The following is a 19,249-nucleotide window of genomic DNA, read 5'->3' on the forward strand; positions in this document are numbered from 1 at the left end:
TCATGGTCATGAACTCCACAATCGGCTTAAGGCCAGCCATAGCCGCACCCACGCCCATGCCGGCAAACCCATGCTCAGTAATCGGCGTATCAATCACGCGGCGGTCGCCAAATTCTTCCAACAGGCCACGGCTGACCTTATAGGCGCCCTGATACTGGCCCACCTCTTCCCCCATGAGGAAGACGTCGGGGTCGCGACGCATTTCTTCGGCCATGGCATCGCGCAGTGCATCGCGCAGGGTTACTTTGACCATGGGCGTGCCTGGCGGCACTTCTGGATCTGCCAGCACAACAGGGGCCGGTGCGGCACTTGGCGCGGGTGCCGCAACGGGTGCAGGTGCAGGTGCCACTGGCGCTGGGGCTGGAGCTGGGGCTGGAGGGCTGGCTACTTCATCGCTGGAAATGCGGGCAATCGGCGTATTGACCTTCACACCTTGGCTGCCGGCTTCCACCAACAAGGCTTCAACCACGCCTTCATCAATGGTTTCAACTTCCATCGTGGCCTTATCGGTTTCGATCTCGGCAATCACATCGCCTGATTTGACCGTGTCACCGACCTGCACCAGCCATTTGGCCAAAGTGCCTTCCTCCATGGTTGGAGAGAGTGCGGGCATGAGGATTTCAATCGACAAGGCAGGCTCCATATATTTTGGATCAGTTTGGGCCTGCCCGTGGCAGGCCCGCGCTATTCAGTGTGTGCCACAACGGGGAAAACCAACGCCGCGGCCAAAAAACCCATAATGGGTTGCTTATTTCTTCTTAGCCTTTGGGGCGGGTGCCTTTGGTGGCGGGGCTTTCTTGGCTGCCGGGCGACCCATTTCTGGCGGAGCCAACAAGCCACCTGGCTTTTGGTGCTCGTTCAATTGGAAGCGAACCGCGGCATATTCTTTTTCAAAAGCCACTTTGCTGGGCTGGAAGACCGTATTCACGCCATCTTGGACAACTTTTTGGATGACTTCATAATCTTCTTGGCCATTTTCGCCCCGGCAGGTGCGCACTTGGTTGATGCGGTCTGGCATGGCGCGCAACTCGTCCAACAGGGCGTTGAAGCCATTGCGGGTGTTTTCGGTCGCAAATGCCTCTGCCGTCAAAGAGCCCAAAGCTGCTGGGCAGGCCGAAGCATATTGGGGTTGGGCAGCCGACCCTGACAAGGTGCCAACGAAACGGCCTGTTGGGGCGGTCCAAGCCGATAAAGCGGCTTGGGGGGCTTCCGCTGCGGCTGGCTCATTCTTCCGCTTGGATTGCTTGGGCGGTGGCAATTTGCCAATCCGCTCAATATTAGCGGTTGCGGCCGCATTCAGGCTGTTGAAGGTTTTAGCTTCTTCATTGGCGGTATTGGACAAATAATCGCCCAGATTGATCCGAATGGCCTCGATGTCGCGACGCGCATTTTCAACCAAGCAATCTTCATAAGCGTCCCACTTTTCGCGCACCGCTTCAAAGCGACGCTTCTCGCCCTCAACAAAGCTACGGCTGGTGCTTTCTTGGATCGCGGCGGCATCCATATCAAACTTAAACGCAGGACAGCTTGGGGTATAGGTCAGGGCATCGATCTTGCCACCGCTGAAATTACCAGGATGGACGGGGATATTGCTGGTGGCGGGGGCTGCTGCGGGGGTTGCGGTTTGCGCAAAGGCAGGCACACCGCCAAACTGGGCCCCGACGGCTGCGACAAGGCCGATGGCCGCAGTGGCGATGAGTGTGGTCTTCATGGCTTTCATTTTGTTTTCTCCCACAAGGGGCCTGCCTTTAGGCTTAGGCCTCAACATAAATGTGACGCATCAGTTCCGACGGATCGGGTTCTGGGCTTGTTTGAGCGAAATCAGCCGCATCGGCTACAATTTCTTTCACGTCCCGGTCGATCGCTTTCAGGTCCTCTTCGGTAAACAGCCCATGCTCAAGGCCATAATGGCGCATGTGCTCGATGGGGTCGCGGGTATCGCGCACCTGTTTTGGCTCATCTTTGGGGCGATATTTAGCCGGATCGGACATGGAATGGCCACGATAGCGATAGGTCTTCATCTCCAACAGGAAGGGACCTTTGCCAGAACGCGCATGCTCTAGGGCGCGCTCTGCGGCTTTGCGCACAGCCAAAACATCCATGCCATCGACTTCCTCGCCGACGATTTCAAAGCTGATGCCGCGCTTGAACAATTCGGTTTCGGCAGAAGCCCGCGCCACGCTGGTGCCCATGGCATATTGGTTGTTCTCGATCACATAGACGACCGGCAACTTCCACAGGCTTGCCATGTTGAAGCTTTCATAGACTTGGCCTTGGTTGGCCGCGCCGTCGCCAAAATACGCCACCGAGACCGATTCATTGCCACGATAGCGATTGGCGAGCGCAAGGCCCGTCCCCAAAGCGACTTGGGCACCCACAATGCCATGACCGCCATAGAAATTGGCCTCTTTCGAGAACATGTGCATCGAGCCGCCCTTGCCGCGGGAAGAGCCGCCAATGCGCCCAGTCAATTCAGCCATAATCTCACGCGGGCTCATGCCACAGGCCAGCATGTGCCCATGGTCGCGATAGCCCGTGATGACTTGATCGCCCGGCTTCTGGGCCGCCTGCATGCCGACAACAACGGCTTCTTGGCCAATATAAAGATGGCAGAAGCCTGCAATCAAACCCATGCCATAAAGCTGGCCAGCACGCTCTTCAAAGCGGCGGATCAACAGCATGTCGCGGTAATAGGCGAGCGCCTCGTCGCGATTGACTAAGTTAGATGGAGAAACAAGAGCGGACCCGGATGATTTCTTGGCAGCCATCGATGCGTACAACCCTTCTCAGAACACGATATCCATAGGCAGAAGCGGGCCAGACGTCCAGTTGCGTTCACGGATTGGGGGTCTGCGAAGATGCAGAAGATGGCGCTGCAACTGCTGTTTTTGGCAGAGACAAGGCAATATCGTCTGGTCCTGCAAGCCCCAATTGGGACATGGCGCGCTCTTCCACATAATCCGAATCAACTTGGCCTGCCCGGTAGCGGACAAGTTTGCGCTCAAGCTCTGCGCGTTGCTTCACCAGCTCGTCCCGCTCTGCCATCAAACGATCAGCGGTTTGGGCATAGGAATGCCACGACAGCACCCCTTGTTGGCCGATAAAAAAGTGCACAGCAAAATAGACCAACACCCCTGAAAACAGGAAGGTTGAAATACGTATGCCCTTTAAGAATGCCATACCCACAAAGCCTTTTGGTGGCGTGGCCGCTGGTTGCTAAGCCCACGCCATCTTGTGCCTAAACTTGGTAAACCAAGTGTTAGCAAATCACCCGCGGGCGACCTTCAACGCACCGTGCCCCGCAAAGACGGCTTGGCCTTCCAGCATTTCTTCAATGCGGATCAATTGGTTGTATTTGGCGGTGCGGTCTGCGCGGGCCAAGGAGCCGGTCTTGATCTGCCCGCAATTGGTCGCCACCGCCAGATCGGCAATGGTTGCATCCTCGGTTTCGCCAGAGCGGTGCGACATCACCGACGTATAGCCATTGCGGTGGGCGATCTCGACCGCATCCAACGTCTCCGACAGCGTGCCGATTTGGTTGACCTTCACGAGGATGGAATTGGCCAAACCATCACGAATGCCTTGCTGCAGACGGGCCGGATTGGTCACGAACAAATCATCGCCCACCAATTGGCACTTCTTGCCCAAAAGCTGGGTCAGGGCAGCCCAACCGACAAAATCATCTTCCGACATGCCGTCTTCGATGGAGACGATGGGGAATTTGCTGACGAGGCCTTCAAGGTAGCGGGCCATGTCTTCTGGCGCTAAGGTCTTGCCCTCGCCTGTCATGGCATATTTGCCGTCTTTGAAGAATTCTGTGGCCGCACAATCAAGCGCCAAAGACACATCTTCGCCAGGCTTATAGCCAGCCTTTTCAATGGCTTTCATAATGACGCTCAAAGCTTCTTCAGCCGACGACAGGTTTGGCGCAAAGCCGCCTTCATCGCCCACGTTCGTGCTGTGGCCCGCATCCTTCAACAGCTTTTTGAGCGTATGGAAGATTTCAGAACCCATGCGGACCGCTTCGCCAAACGTATCAGCCCCCAGCGGCATGATCATGAATTCTTGGATGTCGATGGGGTTATCGGCATGGGCCCCGCCATTGATGATATTCATCATCGGCACGGGCAACACGCGGGCGTTGACACCGCCCACATATTTGTAGAGCGGCTGGCTGGCTGCCTCTGCAGCAGCTTTTGCCACAGCCAAAGAAACGCCCAAAATGGCATTTGCCCCCAAACGAGACTTATTTGGCGTGCCATCCAGCTCAATCAAAATATCGTCAATATGGCGCTGATCTTCGGCTTCAAAGCCTTCAAGCGTCTCAAAAATCTCGCCATTGACGGCTTCCACCGCGTCGAGAACGCCTTTGCCCAAATAGCGCGCGCTATCACCATCGCGCTTTTCGACCGCTTCATGCGCGCCGGTGGATGCCCCAGAGGGAACCGCGGCGCGGCCAAAAGAGCCGTCTTCGAGAATGACATCGACTTCCACAGTCGGATTGCCCCGGCTGTCGAGGATTTCACGGCCAACGATATCGATAATTGCGGTCATAGGAAGCTCCACCTAACTGGCTGCAGCATGTGGCAATCCATCCGCTGCGTTCGCCAAGCGGGTTAGCGCGACCGCGCGCGCAAAGCTAGGCTAAAGACGCATCTAGCCTATGCTAGACTGCAAGCTTAAGCGGCTGAACCTTGGGCTTCAGGCTTGCGCGCATCAACATCATGGCGCTGGCAAATAAGATTGCGCCAAGGCCTTGGTGCGCAACGCCAAGAAGTACCCCCTCGATTTGCGGCGGGGCCCATCGGCCAAATCCAATCAAGGTCGAAATGCCCAACAGCATTTGGCACACCACCAAAATCGCCACTGCATGGCCCCAGAGCACAATATCGCGCTGGCTCGACTTGCGCGTTTGCAGCCAGACCAACACCATAAAAATCCCAATCCCATAGGCTCCAAGGCGGTGGTTGAATTGGATGGTGGAAGTATTTTCCACAAAATTGCGCCAAATCGGGCTGAGCGCTGCATAGTCTTTTGGATAAAGCCCGCCGGCAAAGGTCGGCCAATCATTATTGACGAGGCCTGCATCGGTTCCCGCCACAAAGGCCCCCAAAACGATCTGAACGGCCAAGAAGATGACAAAGCCAATCGCCCAAGGGGCCACTTTCGCGTCACCCTGATGGGCCTGCTTGGGCGTCAGCAGGTCGAGCGCCGTCCACAACGCCAAACTCATCAGCAGGATGGCCAAGGACAAGTGGGTTGCCAAGCGATAGGCAGCCACATCCAATCGGTCGCCACTGAGGCCAGAGCTTACCATCCACCAGCCGATAAAACCCTGCAGGCCACCCAAAGCAAACATACCAATCAGCCAAGGCGTCATGCTGGGGCGCAGATGCCGCATCACCGCAAACACAATCAAGGGGATGGCAAAGGCCAAACCAACCACGCGGCCAAGGAGACGATGGGCCCATTCCCACCAGAAAATGAACTGAAACTCGGACAGACTCATGCCTTTGTTTTGCAGCTGATACTCTGGAATTTGCCGGTAGAGCTCAAACTCTTGCGCCCATTGTTCGGCATTTAAGGGCGGGATTGCACCATGGATGGGCGACCAATGGGTGATTGAGAGGCCTGAATCTGTCAGCCGAGTCGCACCGCCAACAATCACCATGCATAGGACCAAAAAAGCGATAAACAACAACCAAGTGCCCACACGCAAATCATAGAGGCGTTGCCGCTGCTCGGGCAGAGTTACGTCGCGTCGCAAAGTGGAAACAGGCAATGCATTGGTCATGGCAGCTTGGCGTCCTAAGTAGCGCTACAGTTAGTTGGCCAACTGCCCAAGGCAAGGCCGGAAGGTGGACCAGCGGACCGCTCACAGCGACGTGGTTTGCAGCGGGGTCTGCTTACAGGTTAAAGAGACCTAGGATCAAGGGAGAAGCATGTGAAAGCGACACATCGACGCGCCATCGGAATTAGCCTGACACTGGTAGTCTTGGTGGTTTATTCTTTCTTTGCAGCCTCTGTGGGCGCTCTATTCGCGGATAAGCCTTGGTATGCCCAAATCAGCTATTTTGCGGTTGCAGGCCTTGCTTGGGTATTTCCGCTTTACCCCGTCTACACATGGATGCGTCGGCCCGACCCCGAAGAAGAAGCCGCCGAAAAGCCACCCGAAGCTGCGGCTGTTCGCAAGCGGGGCTAAACCATCGGTTCGAAATTTTAGGGTGAAATGGTCGGAGCGGCGGGATTCGAACCCACGACCCCTTGTCCCCCAGACAAGTGCGCTACCAAGCTGCGCTACGCTCCGACCTTTGTTCGCAGGCAGGTGACTGCTGCGAGGCAGCGGCTATAGACGGCCAAAGTGTTGGCGGCAATCGCTCTTGTCAGAGATTTCTCACACAAGGCCACCTGCCGTGAAGCCCAGCCTCAGCCTTGATCGAGATTTTTGGCAAATTCCAGCAAGATGAGGTCATGGCCACGCGTCATCGAAGGGTCGGCATGAATATCAGACATGGAGACGCGATTGCCGGTGGCGGCATATCCGCGACGCGCATAAAAGGCGATCAACTCTTGGCGGCCTTCAATCACCGTCATCACCATGCGGGTCGCAGCAAATGCACGACGCGCTTCAGCTTCGGCAGCCTCCATCAGGACTTTGCCTACCCCCCCGCCTTGGAGCGTTGGTTCAACCGCAAATTTCCCAAAGCTGCAGGTATCAGGTGCTAAGGTGAGCTGCTCGATATCAGCGCACCCAATCAAAAGGCCTGCTTCATTTTCTGCGATCAAAAAGCGGTGATGGGGGCTTTCCACCACCTGATCTATTGCTTCTGGCGTAATCCGTTCGCCATCAATCAGATCGGCCTCTGAGGTCCAGCCCTGCTTGCTCTCTTCGCCGCGATAGGCGCGCTGCATCAAGGTCACAATCGCGTCGCGATCTGCGGGCGTGGCAAGACGAATGGTGAGAGTAGACATGGAAACGGCCTTTAGGACGGGATCAGGAAGCGCGGCGCTGAAATGCGGCGACAGCTGATAAAATCGCCTCGGCCCGTTCCAACTTTTCAAGGGCTGCCCGCAAGCGCGTTTGATCAGCTTGGCCGAGGGCTTGGGTGGCCGCTGTTGGTGCCTCTGCTTCGGTTGTGACGGGTGAAAGCGGATAGACAGGCCCGCGGGCCGCAGCCCCAAGCGCCAAAACTTCCGGGTCTGGCTTGATGGGTGGCAAGACATCGCCTTGCGTGCCAGCCCCACGCGCCCGCACGAAAGCAACGCCCTGGTCCTTCAAAACTTTTTGAACACCTTTGAGCTGATAGCCATCTTCTTGCAGAAGCGCGCGGATGCCGCGTAACAGCGCCATATCTTCCGGCCGATAATGCCTGCGTCCCCCTGCCCGCTTAAGCGGCCGCAATTGGGGAAACTTGCCTTCCCAGAAGCGCAAGACATGGGCAGGCACATCCAAGAGCTCAGCAGCCTCGGTAATTGTCCGAAAGGCCTGTTCCCCTTTTTCGATGCCTGCCACCTTTACACTCAGCCTTTTTCAACCCGCTCCCGCATGATTTGGGAAGCTTTGAAACTTACCACACGGCGCGCAGAAATGGTTGCTTCAACGCCTGTCTTTGGGTTTCGCCCGATTCGGGGGCGCTTGGCTCTAACACTGAAATTGCCGAACCGCGCGAGCTTTACCAATTGGCCGCGTTCAAGCGTCTTGGCCAAATGCTCCAGCATGGATTCAAGCAAATCTGAACAATCATTCCGCGACAAACCTACTTCACGCCCTAAAGCGTCAATCAAATCTGCGCGAGTTAGCGTTTTACCCACGTCTTGCCCCCCTTATTGGCTTTCTAGAACAACGCCCACTTTGTGGTGCATCCATCCAGTCTCCACTTTAGCTACAAACCCATTAAACCCCTATTTTACAATACGTCCAGTCCCCCTACAGCCGGATCAGTGACGCACCCCATGTAAAACCACCGCCCATAGCTTCCAAAAGCACCAAATCACCCTTTTTGATGCGGCCATCTTGGCGCGCGACCTCAAAAGCTAGGGGCACAGAGGCCGCAGACGTATTGCCATGCTGGGTTACGGTGGTGATCACTTTGTGGTCATCCAAGCCCATGCGGCGGGCGACCCCTTCCAAAATGCGCCGGTTGGCTTGGTGGGGAACAAACCAATCAATATCGGCCACTTCCACGCCAGCCTTGGCGCAACATGCTGCAATTGCTTCAGAAATATTGCCAACCGCATGACGAAACACCGCTTGGCCTTGCATTTTAAGCTTGCCAATGCGCCCGCCTTGGGAGGCTCCGCCATCGACATAAAGCAAATCAGCATGGCGGCCGTCGGCCCGCAGCGCATGGGCAAGGACGCCCCGACCACCGGCTTCTTCAACCGGCACAGCCCCCAGAATCATCGCCCCGGCCCCGTCCCCGAATAAAACGGCCGTTGTGCGGTCAGACCAGTCCAAGATACGGGAAAAAGTCTCTGCCCCGATAACAAGTGCGGTTTTTGCCTGCCCGGTTTGAACCAGCGCGTCGGCAACCGACAGCGCATAAACGAATCCGGAGCAGACGGCTTGGACGTCAAAGGCAATCGCAACCGGAACACCAAGCTCAGCCTGAATCAAAGTCGCGGTCGCCGGAAAGGTGCGATCGGGTGTGGAGGTGGCACACACAATCAGATCAATATCTTCGGGCTTTAACTTGGCATCGGCCAAGGCCCGCCGAGCGGCCTCCGTCCCCAAACTGGCCGTAGTCTCCAGGGGCCCTGCGACCGCGCGCTGGGCAATGCCGGTGCGCTCTTGGATCCAGGCATCACTGGTGTCGACCATGGTTTCAAGTTCGGCATTGGTCACAATGCGTTCGGGCGTCATCGCGCCACTGCCCAAAAAGACCGATCGCATCAGACCAGACGTGTGTGACATGGCTATTGCGCCTCCACCACCGGCGAAGGCGCGCTGGGTTGCGCCGCAGCCCGCGCGGCCGACAGCCGCAACAAATTATCGGCGACTTGGGTCATGTAAGAGCTTGACGCCAAGCGTGCGCCCACCGCCATCGCATTGGCAAAGCCGCGCGCGTCCGTACCGCCATGCGACTTAATGACAAGACCATTGAGGCCCAAAAACACCCCACCGTTTGAGTTGCTGGGGTCCATCCGGCTTTTCAGTTTTTTCAAGCCAGAGGAGGCCAAAAGCGCGCCAGCCATCGCCAGCGGGCTTGAGGTCAAGGCCTCTTTCAAAAAGGCCCCAACCAAGCGGGCCGCCCCTTCGGCCGTCTTCAAAGCAATATTGCCGGTAAAGCCATCGGTGACCACCACATCGGTCTTGCCCATGGAAATATCATTGCCTTCAACAAAGCCATGAATATCGAGGTTCAGGCTGGCCCCATAGAGGCGCAAAAGACGCATGGCCTCGCGAATATCCTCATGGCCCTTCACCTCTTCGGAACCCACGTTCAACAGACCAATCTTGGGCCGATCCAAACCATAGAGCGCCTTGGCGAAGGCTTCGCCCATAATGGCAAAATCCACCAATTGGTTTGGATCAGAATCCACGTTTGCGCCCACATCCAACACCACGCAATGGCCGGTCGGCGTTGGCCAAGACGCGGTAATTGCCGGGCGATGCAGGCCTTCCATGGTGCGCAATTGCAAGTGCGCCACGGCCATCAAAGCACCCGTATTGCCCGCAGATACAACAGCCGCAGCCTCGCCCGCCTTTACCGAGGCGATAGCGTTCCACATGCTGGTGCCCTTTTTGCGCATGGCTTGGCTGGGCTTGGCATCCATGGGGACGATGTCATCGGTGTGGCGAACGTCACTGGCCGCTTTTGCCGCCGTTAAATTTGCCAATAGCGGGTTCAGGGCAGCTTGATCGCCGTGCAGAATAAAGCGCGCATGGGGGTTTTCCTGCGCAAATAAATCCACCCCGGCAAGCACCGCATCGGGTGCGTGATCCCCACCCATGGCGTCGATCGATAGACTTAAGCCACTTGTCATCCCGTCTCCTTGGGCGTGTGCCCCTGCGCCTTTGCCAACCGAACCAGTCAGCGCTGCGAGGCGGCATTACCCACACACTTGGCGAAACTCCATGACATTATTCAGACGATTCTGGTCAAATCGCTGCAGTTTCCATGGCTTTTCAGCGTGGCAGGGGCAGTTCGCCCCGAAGGAGAGTGTCGTCTGCAACCCCTTGCAGGTCAAGCGTCCAATCACGGATGCGTGAGGCCAATTCAGTGGCAAAGCCTTGTGCCGCAGGGTCTTTCTCTAGCACATGCACGCCGATGGCTTCGGCCAAAACGCCCATTTGTTCGCCCTCAGGCAATTGCAGGGCACCGGTATAGATCGCCATGCGGCCATAAAAGCTTTCCGCCAGCTTTCTGATTCGCTTGCCCACCGACAGATCACCGACGCCTAATTCCCGCAAAGCATGATCGAGGGCCGAAAACATGATGTTGAAGACCTCTTGCGAGGTTTCTTCGGCTTGATCGCCGCGCTTAGACAGGCGGGCAAACAGCACCGAGGCATGCAAGGCTAACAGCTCAAACCGGCCATCGGGGCTGTCGGGGACGCGGCCTTCCCCATAAAGGGCGGGGTCGCGGGCGGCCAAGCTCAACTGATCATAAAGTGCACGGGCCGCCTGTTTGATGGGCTTTTTGCGAAACAGGCGAGAGATCAAATTTGTGGGCATAGGGGACCTGTACGGGGAGAAACCAACCGCCCACACACATGTGGGTCGGCTCTAAACACTTCAAGATGAAGCTGGAACGTGAACCTTAGGCTTGAACCTTACATTCCGGCGGGCTAGGTCAAGGCAAGCACTGCGGGCTTTGCCATATTTTTGGCGCAAGGTGCAGAGACATCTACAGCGCTGTGACAGGTACAGCATCAATTCTTTGGCATTTTTGCCTTAATTTGTTGCCAGTTGCGCGTTATGGGCAGGCAAAGCACGAAGCAAGCACCCCAGTGGGGCCGGCTTAAATGGGATACACACGATGCGCGGAAGAAATTTGGTTGCTGTTGCTCTGCTCTGTGGCACCTCGCTTCTGGGGGCCTGCACAGGCGTTATTGACCGGCGCGGCTTCCTCGCAGACGAAAGCCAAACGGCTGCCTTCCAAGACGGGGTGGACACCAAGGAAACAGTGTTAAGCCGAATGGGCAATCCGTCGCAGACTGGCACCTTTGACGAGCAGACGTGGTATTACATCTCCTCCATCCAAAAGCAGACGGCCTTCTACCGCCCCCGCACCATGGAACGCACCATTGTCGCCATCTCGTTTGATGACGCAGACAAGGTAGCAGGCGTGCGCAAATATAGCCTCGCCGATGGCCGCGTGATTGATTACGACACCCGCCGCACCCCAACCCGCGGCCGCGAAGTCACCTTCCTCGAACAAATCTTCGGCTCCATCGGCCGCGCCCCCGTCCAACTCCCCGGCTCTGACCCCAATCTGCCGACTTCAGCGGGTGGTCCAAGAAGGAATTAGGGGGCTAGCGGTCCAAGCTGGATTTAAAGCGAGGTTCGTCCTTGATCCAGAACAGATCTGGCGGGAACAACGCCTTGAGTTCTGCACGTCTCCGCGAAAAATAGGCAAAGTCATCTACAACATCGGATAGCTTATCTGTGACACGGACGATGGCTACGCCATTTCGCTCGTCAACAGAGAACCCCGCTGCCTTAATCCGCGCCACATCGACCATCGCAGCATAGGACCGGCCATACGCCATAGCCCATCCGATGTTTGGAAGTCCGGGCTTCGCAGGTCCGCCGAAAGAACCAACTTGGAAGGACCTGCCTTCTGGACCGCGATAAAGGTCCTTTTCCGTTTCGGTAAATAGGTGCAACAGCCCTATATCAGCGGCGGACAAACTGGTCCACTTCTCGAATAGATGGTTGAAGTCGACATCATTCGCCCACCGCGCCTCATACCACAATTGACTTGGGATTTTCTGCCTTTTGCGGTTAACCCGACCGTGAGAAACCATCCCACGACTAGCAACCGCTGATTTCCGCAGCCACATCGGACCAGAATAGAATTCAGCCTCCAAATGACCTTCGACCCGAAGCTCTTGTGGCATTGCCCACCAGTTTTCTAAAAAGTCATCGACCCCCCGATAAGGTGACTCAAAATTCTCGGTCTCAGATAATTTTTCAGGAACAAGCCGCGCATCTTGGTTGCACAGGCTCTCGATGAACGACCGCCCAAACGCCTCGCTCGTTGTATCGGCATTGGTGTCTATCGAAATAATGATGGTTGGCTTTGGCATCTCATTTGAACTTCACTTCGACCCTAGGCATGCTAGCCGCTTACGGTGGTATTCCAACCTTTGAATACGCAACCGTCAAGAAAACCTGAATTGGCTGCCCTTCATAAGAAGCCCAAAAAAGCACTTGGAACGCCTTCAAGCATCGCCTTTGACGAGGCAGAGCCTGCAGCAAAGGCGTTTTGGGTGGGAAGCGTTTCTAAAGACGGCAATGCCTGAACGCGTAACGGCCTCTCCCCTCTCCCCACTGGGGTCGACCTATAGGTCGACGGGTGGGGGTGAGGGCGTTCAGCGCGATGATGTTTAAAAAAGAGATTCGCTACTTGGGACCTGAAGTTCGAGAGCGTAAAGCCCTCACCCCAACCCCTCTCCCAGAGGGCGAGGGGCTACCCCCTTCAAGCCGCCTGTGACACAACCTTATTCCGCCCGCTGCGTTTGGCCACATAAAGGGCTTCGTCGGCGCGTTTGAGGACAGATTCGTAGTCGAGTTCGCTGTTTTTAGCGACGGCAACGCCGACCGAGCAGGTCACTTCCAAGGTGTCGCGGGCGGCACCGATGAAAAAGGCAGCCTCTTCGATCGAGGAGCGCAGACGCTCTGCAATCATATTGGCGTCGTTGGCATTGGTTTCAGGCATGATGACCACGAATTCTTCCCCGCCATAGCGGCAGGCCAAATCGCGCGGCCGGAAGTTTGAGGCCAAGCGCGCGGCAAATTCGCGGATCACATTGTCGCCCGCATCATGGCCAAACAAATCGTTGACGCGCTTAAAATGGTCGATGTCGGCGATGAGCACCGAGACGGGCGGGCCACCGCGTGAGGCGCGGGCAAGCAAGGACTTCAGCTGGCTTTCCATATAGCGGCGGTTATGCAGCCCGGTCAGCTGGTCGGTCACGGCCAATTCCATGCTGGAATCCACCGTCAGTCGCAATTGGTCGATATGGCGCTTGCGCTTGATCAAGGTGCGGGTGCGCGCCAGCAATTCTTCATCATCAATCGGGCGATAGATGAAGTCATTCACGCCCACTTCAAGGGCGCGCAGCGCTTTGACTTTTTCTTCCGGCTCACAGATCGCTAGGATCGGCAAGCTGCGGGTGCTTTCTTGGCCACGCACATGGGCGGCAAGGCGCAGGCCGTCAAAAGACGTGCCTGACGCTGAAATAATCATCAATTCAACGGTTGATTGCCCCATCGGCCCCAATTCGTTGGAATCCTGCATCAACATGGGGCGCTGCTCGACTTCGAGTGTGCGCTTGAGGCGCGCGGCCCGGCGGGGATCATCTTCCACAATCAGAATGCGGGCATTAAGGCCCAATTCGCGATTGGCCCCGCCTTCAATCACGCCCATGCGGCGGCCGGCGGCTTCGCGTAGGCGCAATTCGTCTGCCACAGCCTTAAAGCGGGCGAGCGATTTAACGCGGGCAAACAAGGTGATGTCGTCAATCGGCTTGGAAAGGAAATCATCAGCCCCGACCGCAAGACCCTTAACCCGGTCTTCGCGCTGGTCGAGTGCGGTAACCATCACCACGGGAATATGGCGGGTGGCGGGATCTTCTTTCAGCCGCTTACAGGTCTCAAACCCATCGAGGCCTGGCATCATCACATCAAGCAGGATGACATCGGGATTTTCGCGATTGGCTTTGACGATGGCATCTTCGCCCGAATTGGACGTGATTACCGTATAATATTCATGCTGAAGCTTTGCTTCGAGCAAGCGAACATTGGGTTCGACATCATCCACAACAAGAACACGTGCGGTCATTGGTCTATCCTATGAACTTACGCACAGCGCCAATGAAGGTGGCCACAGAAATAGGTTTTGAGAGATAATCTTGGCAGCCGCCTTCACGAAAACGCTCTTCATCGCCCCGCATGGCAAATGCGGTTACGGCAATGATGGGGATGCTGGCCAATTCATCATCGGCCTTCATCCAGCGCGTGATGTCGAGGCCAGAAACTTCTGGCAATTGAATGTCCATCAAGATGAGATCGGGTTTTTCAGCGCGCGCGAGATCAAGCGCCATCAGGCCGTCGCGCGTTTCCACCGTGCGATAGCCAAAGGCTGCCAATAGATCACGGAACAGCCGCATGTTGAGTTCATTATCCTCAACAATCATCACGGTTTTTTGCGCCTTTGGCTCGGCCAAAGGCTGTTCCGTTTCTTGAGTTGCGACCGACGCCGCCATACTCCGCTCCAATCTTTTTGCTTAGAGTGACCCCAAGCTTGAAATGTGCTTGTATCGCATGGGAGTTAATCGAGCCTTGCCAAGTCTATGCCGAGATTGTTTTTATCAGGACGTATCTCAGGGTAGCGAACAGGCGTTGCGCTGCCCAAAATGCGGCTCGAGACGGCAAATCAGCCACAAGAATCTGCAGAGCTTTTCGATCGCCCACATTGATTGCGATGCCTTTTATGCAGCAATCCACAAGCGCGATCAGCCGGATTTGCGCGATAAGCCCGTCATTGTAGGCGGTGGGCGGCGCGGTGTGGTGGCAACTTGTTGCTATATTGCGCGGGCGTCGGGCGTACGCTCAGCCATGCCGATGTTTAAAGCACTGAAACTCTGCCCAGATGCGACCGTGATTTCACCGAATATGGCCCTGTATGCCAAGGAGGGACGCGCCATCCGCCAAGCCATGCAGGCCCTGACGCCCTTGGTAGAGCCCGTTTCAATTGACGAGGCCTATTTGGATTTATCCGGCACCAGCCAAATGCATCACGGTGCCCCTGCCCTGACTTTGGCGCGCTTTCAGCACAAGATTGAAAGCGAGGTGGGCCTGACCGTCTCGATTGGCCTGTCGTGCAACAAATTTCTTGCCAAAACGGCCAGCGACCTCGACAAGCCGCGCGGCTTTGCGATTTTGGGGCCGGAAGATGTGGCGGAGACTTTGTGGCCAAGGCCTGTGGGTTTTCTCCATGGCGTAGGCCCCGCCTTTGCCAAGGCGCTGAACCGGGATGGCTATCAGCTGATTGGCGATCTTGCCGCCGCAAAGCCTGAGGACCTCACCCGCCGTTATGGCGATGGCGGCACACGGCTGGCCAATATGGCGCGCGGCATCGACCACCGCCGCGTAGAGCCCGATAGCGAGCGCAAGTCCATCTCGTCGGAGACGACCTTCCATCATGATTTGAAGACGTTGGAAGAGTTAGAGCCGATCTTGCAGCGCCTGTGCGCCAAGGTCGGCGAGATCAGCCGTGCCAAAGGCCATGCAGGCCGGGTGGTGACACTAAAGCTCAAGACCGCGGGCTTTAAACAAGTCACGCGGCGGCTAACCTTGTCAGAGCCTACGGCGACGGGGCGGGTTGTGTTTGATGCGGCGCGGCCTTTGCTCAGCGCGGAAATCGCAAAAGGGCCGTTCCGCCTGATCGGGGTTGGGCTATCCGACCTCAGTGCGCTGGAGGGGGCGGATCAAGGTGATCTGATAAATACCCAAGCGCCTAAGCGTGCGGCCCTAGAGCGCGCCCTCGATTCAGTGCATGCGCGCTATGGCAAGGGCGTCGTCAAGACCGGCATGTGACGCATAGAGATTGCAACCAATCGGGCTTTTACTGCGTAAAGAGGCCCATAGGAGATTATTATGGCCAAGTCCGCCCGCTTCAAAGTTGAAAAAACCGATGCCGAATGGAGAACGATTCTGACGCCTGCTCAGTTTCAAGTTGCCCGGCAAGAAGGTACCGAGCGCGCCTTTACCTCTCCCCTCAATGATGAAAAGCGCAAAGGCACCTTCCATTGCGTTGGCTGTGGTACCGCTTTGTGGGCGAGCGACGACAAATTCGACTCCGGCACGGGTTGGCCCAGCTTCACAAGGCCAATCTCAGCCGAAGCGGTTGGAACGAAAACCGATTGGAAGCTGTTATATCCCCGTACCGAGTGCCATTGCGCCACGTGCGGTGCCCATCAAGGCCATGTGTTCCCAGATGGTCCGGCGCCAACGGGTCAACGCTGGTGCATCAATGGCGTGGTCTTGGTGTTCCAAGCCAGCGACGATCAGGCTGGCTGATCGGCCAGTTTAGCGTCTAAGCCCAACAAGCATTGGCGGATGAAGGCAGCGTGTAGCACAATGCCGATTTCCAAACGCTCATCGGTCAAAACCACTTGTTGGGCCAAAAGCCCCGCGACAAATTGCGCTTCGTGAAAATCGCTTGCGCCAACCCGCTTGCGTGCCCGGTCTGACATATAGACCGGGCCGCCGGAATTGCCGGCAAAGACGGCAAAATCCATCAAAAAGGTTGGAAAGTCGGCGCTGGGCCACAAAGGGTAAGACGCAACCCTTCCCGCCCGCAGGATCGGAAAACCAATCTCATTGGCCGATAAGCCACGTGGATAGCCCAAAGCCAGCATTTCATCGCCGGGCTGCACGTCATAGGACTTCAGGGCCTCATCATCGGCCAATTGATCAAAGCCAATGGCCCAATCATGGGCATGGGCGGGTGGGTTAAGGGCTAAAGCTGCGATATCGCGATCAGCATGGCGATGCCACAAGGGCGCACCAGTGCGATCACGAATGCGGACCGGGGCGGGTTCGCGGTGCCAACGCCCTTCCTCATCGACTCTGCGCCAATGGATAGAGGCCTGCTCTTGCTGCATCCGGTCCAGCACATGGCCTGCCGTGACCAGCGCTAAGCGCCCATCCACGCCGGGCAAACGGACCAGCCAGCCCGTGCCAACCGTCGTCGCGCCATCATCTTGACGCTGATCCAGCTTAAACGTCGCCCGCATCAAGGCCATATTCAGATCCATGTCCGGGGTCCTTTTAAGGGGGCTTTCATGGGCGGCGGAGTGCCAATTTGAAAGCTAAAGGCTTGGTGCGCTTTTGGAAATAGGCCTGACATGGCCATGGGCTGCGTAAAGTCGAGCTTACAGGAATTTTTTCAAACGTGACGCATGCGTCAGGGGGTGACAAGCGCCGCAAAATGTGGCCCCATGCGTTTAACGAGCATCACGCAAAAAGATCTCGATCTTGGGAGAATTTCTATGGCCGACGGCAATTTCAACCCCGCAGAATTCAAATCGGTGCAAGAGCATCACGCCAAGCGGGCTTGGTCTATTCCCTTGGAAGAGATTGACGTCGCTCTACCCGAACTCTGGACCCATGATTGCCACTGGCCCTATTTTGAGCGCCTGCGCAAAGAAGACCCCATCCATTGGTGTAACAGCCAAGAAGAAAAGGTCGGCGGCTATTGGTCGGTCACACGCTATAAGGACATTATGGCGGTTGATACCAACCACCATCAATTTTCCTCCGACGCTTTTTTGGGCGGCATCACGATTGTTGGCTTTGATGAAGACTTCATCCTGCCCATGTTCATCGCGATGGACCCGCCAAAGCATGATGCCCAGCGCAAAGTCGTCCAACCCATCGTCGGGCCCGACAATTTGGCGAAAATGGAAGGCACGATCCGTGAGCGGGTCAATCTGATCTTTGATGAATTGCCCATCGATCAAGAATTTGACTGGGTGGATAAGGTCTCAGTCGAACTGACCACCCAAATGCTGGCCACCTTGTTTGACTTTCCGTGGGAAGACCGCCGCAAGCTGACCCGTTGGTCGGATGTTGCCACTGCCCAGCCCATTCCAGGCGGGATTATCGAAACTGAAGACCAGCGCCGGGCAGAGCTTTTTGAATGCCTCGCCTATTTCACCAATTTGTGGAACGAGCGGGTGAATAATAGCGGCGGCAATGATTTGATCTCCATGCTCGCCCATGGCGAAGCCACCCGCAATATGGAGCCGTTGGAATATCTGGGCAATCTGATCTTGTTGATCGTGGGCGGCAATGACACCACGCGCAATTCCTTGACCGGCGGGCTTTATGCGCTGTCGAAAAATCCAGAGGAATTCAAGAAACTACGCGCCGATCCTTCCATCATTCCCAATATGGTGTCTGAAATCATCCGCTGGCAAACCCCGCTGGCCCACATGCGCCGCACGGCGCTGGAAGATGTGGAATTGGGCGGCAAGCTGATTAAAAAGGGCGACAAGGTCGTCATGTGGTATGTCTCGGGCAATCGGGATGAGGAAATGATTGAGCGACCCAATGATTTCTGGATCGACCGGCCTCGTGCCCGCAACCATTTGTCGTTCGGCTTTGGCATCCACCGCTGCGTCGGCAATCGCTTGGCCGAAATGCAATTGCGAATTGTCTGGGAAGAGGCTTTGAAGCGCTATTCCGACATTCAAGTCGTCTCCGAACCCACCCGCATCCGCTCTGCCTTTGTGAAAGGCTATGAGTCGATGCGCGTGATCTTGCGGAAATAAAGGGCGGGCGGGTGATGGTTAGATCCCCCCTCACCCGCGTCAGCCGATCTTTTGTGGTGCTGAGCCTTCTGTGGCTTGGCGCGTGTGCGGCCTCATCGTCTGAGACAGGACTAAGTGCTTCACCGCCGTCATGGCGGGCCATATGCAAGGCGGCAGAGCCTGACATATTGCCCAATAGCCCGATCCTGACCACCTCCATCTTCTTCGCCGATGGTCGTGGCAGTGGCAATGAAGTTACCGAAGCGATGCGCACAGGGTTTGGCCAAGCAAGCTTTGAAACCACTTCAGAGGCTCTCGCCGAAGGGGCAGCCTTACCGGCTCAAGATAGCCGCCGCTGGAACTTAGTGCCGCTAAGTGGTCAAACAGGGCCTGTTACCTTTGTGCTGGCACCTAGTGGTACCCCGGCCTGCATCGGGTTTGAGCGGGAGATCGCCGCCCAACGGACCGCCCAAAGCACAGGCGATCCGATGCGCTTTTATACCGACCGTCGCCTCCCACCCGCACCGCCTGGTGGACGCAATTGGTGTGTCGCAAGCCTCATCGGCGCTGATCCAGAAGCCGTGGTTTATCGCCGGAAAGTCGATCTGATGACTGTGCCGCGCGCCCATGTTACCCGCATCGTCGAAACCCTCGAGCAAGCCAATGACACCCCGGGCGAGCCTGCCAAAATCTTGGCCCGCCGCACCTTCTTGCAAAAAGTCGCCCTCGACGAAAAAGGTGTCGAAACGGGGATGGGCAA

General features: G+C 56.5%; 22 protein-coding genes and 1 tRNA gene. 6 read left to right on the top strand and 17 right to left on the bottom strand.

Annotated features, from left to right (window positions below):
* The 6 genes from IOB61_RS10825 to IOB61_RS10850 all read right to left on the bottom strand — a co-directional run.
* Nucleotides 1-613, bottom strand: a 613-nt coding sequence (locus IOB61_RS10825; RefSeq protein WP_290816349.1) for a biotin/lipoyl-containing protein, incomplete at its 3' end; no start/stop codon positions are given.
* A 135-nt stretch (nucleotides 614-748) separates the two neighbouring features.
* Nucleotides 749-1,720 (bottom strand): hypothetical protein, encoded by a 972-nt coding sequence (locus IOB61_RS10830; protein ID WP_290816299.1) that lies wholly within the window; start codon nucleotides 1,718-1,720, stop codon nucleotides 749-751.
* A gap of 34 nt (nucleotides 1,721-1,754) precedes the next feature.
* A complete protein-coding gene (gene pdhA, locus IOB61_RS10835; protein WP_085339072.1) occupies nucleotides 1,755-2,768 on the bottom strand; it encodes a pyruvate dehydrogenase (acetyl-transferring) E1 component subunit alpha in 1,014 nt (337 codons plus the stop codon).
* A 67-nt stretch (nucleotides 2,769-2,835) separates the two neighbouring features.
* On the bottom strand, nucleotides 2,836-3,180 hold the full coding sequence (locus IOB61_RS10840; RefSeq protein WP_290816302.1) for a septum formation initiator family protein: 345 nt from the start codon (nucleotides 3,178-3,180) through the stop codon (nucleotides 2,836-2,838).
* An 87-nt stretch (nucleotides 3,181-3,267) separates the two neighbouring features.
* A complete protein-coding gene (eno, locus tag IOB61_RS10845) occupies nucleotides 3,268-4,554 on the bottom strand; it encodes a phosphopyruvate hydratase (RefSeq protein WP_290816305.1) in 1,287 nt (428 codons plus the stop codon).
* 112 nt (nucleotides 4,555-4,666) lie between these two features.
* Entirely contained in the window at nucleotides 4,667-5,794 is a 1,128-nt protein-coding gene (locus tag IOB61_RS10850) for a COX15/CtaA family protein (protein ID WP_290816308.1), read from the bottom strand.
* Between the two features lie 150 nt (nucleotides 5,795-5,944).
* Between IOB61_RS10850 and IOB61_RS10855 the strand changes: the two genes are divergently transcribed.
* A complete protein-coding gene (locus tag IOB61_RS10855; RefSeq protein ID WP_290816311.1) occupies nucleotides 5,945-6,202 on the top strand; it encodes a DUF2842 domain-containing protein in 258 nt (85 codons plus the stop codon).
* Nucleotides 6,203-6,230: 28 nt separating this feature from the next.
* Here IOB61_RS10855 and IOB61_RS10860 read toward each other — a convergent pair.
* The 7 genes from IOB61_RS10860 to IOB61_RS10890 all read right to left on the bottom strand — a co-directional run bounded on the left by IOB61_RS10860 (nucleotide 6,231) and on the right by IOB61_RS10890 (nucleotide 10,678).
* Nucleotides 6,231-6,307: transfer RNA gene (locus IOB61_RS10860), tRNA-Pro, on the bottom strand.
* A 119-nt stretch (nucleotides 6,308-6,426) separates the two neighbouring features.
* Complete coding sequence (locus IOB61_RS10865) at nucleotides 6,427-6,972, bottom strand: GNAT family N-acetyltransferase (protein WP_290816314.1); 546 nt, start codon at nucleotides 6,970-6,972, stop codon at nucleotides 6,427-6,429.
* A gap of 22 nt (nucleotides 6,973-6,994) precedes the next feature.
* Nucleotides 6,995-7,513: a MerR family transcriptional regulator gene (locus tag IOB61_RS10870; protein ID WP_367272842.1), complete on the bottom strand. Its 519-nt coding sequence runs from the start codon at nucleotides 7,511-7,513 to the stop codon at nucleotides 6,995-6,997.
* Nucleotides 7,514-7,521: 8 nt separating this feature from the next.
* On the bottom strand, nucleotides 7,522-7,812 hold the full coding sequence (locus IOB61_RS10875) for an integration host factor subunit alpha (RefSeq protein ID WP_085339078.1): 291 nt from the start codon (nucleotides 7,810-7,812) through the stop codon (nucleotides 7,522-7,524).
* A 115-nt stretch (nucleotides 7,813-7,927) separates the two neighbouring features.
* On the bottom strand, nucleotides 7,928-8,914 hold the full coding sequence (locus IOB61_RS10880; RefSeq protein ID WP_290816317.1) for a beta-ketoacyl-ACP synthase III: 987 nt from the start codon (nucleotides 8,912-8,914) through the stop codon (nucleotides 7,928-7,930).
* 2 nt (nucleotides 8,915-8,916) lie between these two features.
* Entirely contained in the window at nucleotides 8,917-9,987 is a 1,071-nt protein-coding gene (gene plsX / locus IOB61_RS10885; protein WP_290816320.1) for a phosphate acyltransferase PlsX, read from the bottom strand.
* A gap of 142 nt (nucleotides 9,988-10,129) precedes the next feature.
* Nucleotides 10,130-10,678, bottom strand: a complete 549-nt coding sequence (locus tag IOB61_RS10890) for a ubiquinol-cytochrome C chaperone family protein (protein WP_290816323.1) — start codon at nucleotides 10,676-10,678, stop codon at nucleotides 10,130-10,132.
* A 304-nt stretch (nucleotides 10,679-10,982) separates the two neighbouring features.
* Between IOB61_RS10890 and IOB61_RS10895 the strand changes: the two genes are divergently transcribed.
* A complete protein-coding gene (locus IOB61_RS10895) occupies nucleotides 10,983-11,474 on the top strand; it encodes an outer membrane protein assembly factor BamE (RefSeq protein WP_290816326.1) in 492 nt (163 codons plus the stop codon).
* 4 nt (nucleotides 11,475-11,478) lie between these two features.
* Here the strand turns inward: IOB61_RS10895 and IOB61_RS10900 are convergent, their stop codons facing one another.
* From IOB61_RS10900 to IOB61_RS10910, 3 genes are all read right to left on the bottom strand, one after another.
* On the bottom strand, nucleotides 11,479-12,255 hold the full coding sequence (locus IOB61_RS10900) for a hypothetical protein (protein ID WP_290816329.1): 777 nt from the start codon (nucleotides 12,253-12,255) through the stop codon (nucleotides 11,479-11,481).
* Between the two features lie 392 nt (nucleotides 12,256-12,647).
* The gene (locus IOB61_RS10905) at nucleotides 12,648-14,012 is read right to left on the bottom strand and encodes a PleD family two-component system response regulator (protein ID WP_290816332.1); all 1,365 of its coding nucleotides are present in this window, start codon (nucleotides 14,010-14,012) and stop codon (nucleotides 12,648-12,650) included.
* Between the two features lie 4 nt (nucleotides 14,013-14,016).
* Nucleotides 14,017-14,436 (bottom strand): response regulator, encoded by a 420-nt coding sequence (locus tag IOB61_RS10910; RefSeq protein WP_085339083.1) that lies wholly within the window; start codon nucleotides 14,434-14,436, stop codon nucleotides 14,017-14,019.
* A 58-nt stretch (nucleotides 14,437-14,494) separates the two neighbouring features.
* Here IOB61_RS10910 and IOB61_RS10915 point away from each other — a divergent pair, with 58 nt between their 5' ends.
* Complete coding sequence (locus IOB61_RS10915) at nucleotides 14,495-15,769, top strand: DNA polymerase IV (protein WP_290816335.1); 1,275 nt, start codon at nucleotides 14,495-14,497, stop codon at nucleotides 15,767-15,769.
* Nucleotides 15,770-15,829: 60 nt separating this feature from the next.
* Nucleotides 15,830-16,252: a peptide-methionine (R)-S-oxide reductase MsrB gene (msrB, locus tag IOB61_RS10920; protein ID WP_290816338.1), complete on the top strand. Its 423-nt coding sequence runs from the start codon at nucleotides 15,830-15,832 to the stop codon at nucleotides 16,250-16,252.
* Here the strand turns inward: msrB and IOB61_RS10925 are convergent.
* The gene (locus tag IOB61_RS10925) at nucleotides 16,240-16,992 is read right to left on the bottom strand and encodes a serine protease (protein WP_290816341.1); all 753 of its coding nucleotides are present in this window, start codon (nucleotides 16,990-16,992) and stop codon (nucleotides 16,240-16,242) included. The two genes, msrB and IOB61_RS10925, sit on opposite strands and share 13 nt — an antisense overlap.
* Nucleotides 16,993-17,226: 234 nt before the next feature.
* Between IOB61_RS10925 and IOB61_RS10930 the strand changes: the two genes are divergently transcribed.
* Both IOB61_RS10930 and IOB61_RS10935 read left to right on the top strand, forming a co-directional pair.
* Nucleotides 17,227-18,510, top strand: coding sequence for a cytochrome P450 (locus IOB61_RS10930; protein ID WP_290816344.1), 1,284 nt, complete (start codon nucleotides 17,227-17,229; stop codon nucleotides 18,508-18,510).
* Between the two features lie 14 nt (nucleotides 18,511-18,524).
* The coding region (locus IOB61_RS10935; protein WP_290816347.1) for a hypothetical protein at nucleotides 18,525-19,249 on the top strand (725 nt) is incomplete at its 3' end.

It is taken from the genome of Aquidulcibacter sp. (genome assembly GCF_020253525.1).
GTDB lineage: Bacteria > Pseudomonadota > Alphaproteobacteria > Caulobacterales > Aquidulcibacteraceae > Aquidulcibacter.

Bases quoted from the DNA above. Each gene is read 5' to 3' on its own strand.
- IOB61_RS10830 (WP_290816299.1), bottom strand. From the start codon at position 1,720: ATGAAAGCCATGAAGACCACACTCATCGCCACTGCGGCCATCGGCCTT.
- pdhA (WP_085339072.1), bottom strand. From the start codon at position 2,768: ATGGCTGCCAAGAAATCATCCGGGTCCGCTCTTGTTTCTCCATCTAAC.
- IOB61_RS10840 (WP_290816302.1), bottom strand. From the start codon at position 3,180: ATGGCATTCTTAAAGGGCATACGTATTTCAACCTTCCTGTTTTCAGGG.
- eno (WP_290816305.1), bottom strand. From the start codon at position 4,554: ATGACCGCAATTATCGATATCGTTGGCCGTGAAATCCTCGACAGCCGG.
- IOB61_RS10850 (WP_290816308.1), bottom strand. From the start codon at position 5,794: ATGACCAATGCATTGCCTGTTTCCACTTTGCGACGCGACGTAACTCTG.
- IOB61_RS10865 (WP_290816314.1), bottom strand. From the start codon at position 6,972: ATGTCTACTCTCACCATTCGTCTTGCCACGCCCGCAGATCGCGACGCG.
- IOB61_RS10880 (WP_290816317.1), bottom strand. From the start codon at position 8,914: ATGTCACACACGTCTGGTCTGATGCGATCGGTCTTTTTGGGCAGTGGC.
- plsX (WP_290816320.1), bottom strand. From the start codon at position 9,987: ATGACAAGTGGCTTAAGTCTATCGATCGACGCCATGGGTGGGGATCAC.
- IOB61_RS10890 (WP_290816323.1), bottom strand. From the start codon at position 10,678: ATGCCCACAAATTTGATCTCTCGCCTGTTTCGCAAAAAGCCCATCAAA.
- IOB61_RS10895 (WP_290816326.1), top strand. From the start codon at position 10,983: ATGCGCGGAAGAAATTTGGTTGCTGTTGCTCTGCTCTGTGGCACCTCG.
- IOB61_RS10900 (WP_290816329.1), bottom strand. From the start codon at position 12,255: ATGCCAAAGCCAACCATCATTATTTCGATAGACACCAATGCCGATACA.
- IOB61_RS10905 (WP_290816332.1), bottom strand. From the start codon at position 14,012: ATGACCGCACGTGTTCTTGTTGTGGATGATGTCGAACCCAATGTTCGC.
- IOB61_RS10910 (WP_085339083.1), bottom strand. From the start codon at position 14,436: ATGGCGGCGTCGGTCGCAACTCAAGAAACGGAACAGCCTTTGGCCGAG.
- IOB61_RS10915 (WP_290816335.1), top strand. From the start codon at position 14,495: ATGGGAGTTAATCGAGCCTTGCCAAGTCTATGCCGAGATTGTTTTTAT.
- msrB (WP_290816338.1), top strand. From the start codon at position 15,830: ATGGCCAAGTCCGCCCGCTTCAAAGTTGAAAAAACCGATGCCGAATGG.
- IOB61_RS10925 (WP_290816341.1), bottom strand. From the start codon at position 16,992: ATGGATCTGAATATGGCCTTGATGCGGGCGACGTTTAAGCTGGATCAG.
- IOB61_RS10930 (WP_290816344.1), top strand. From the start codon at position 17,227: ATGGCCGACGGCAATTTCAACCCCGCAGAATTCAAATCGGTGCAAGAG.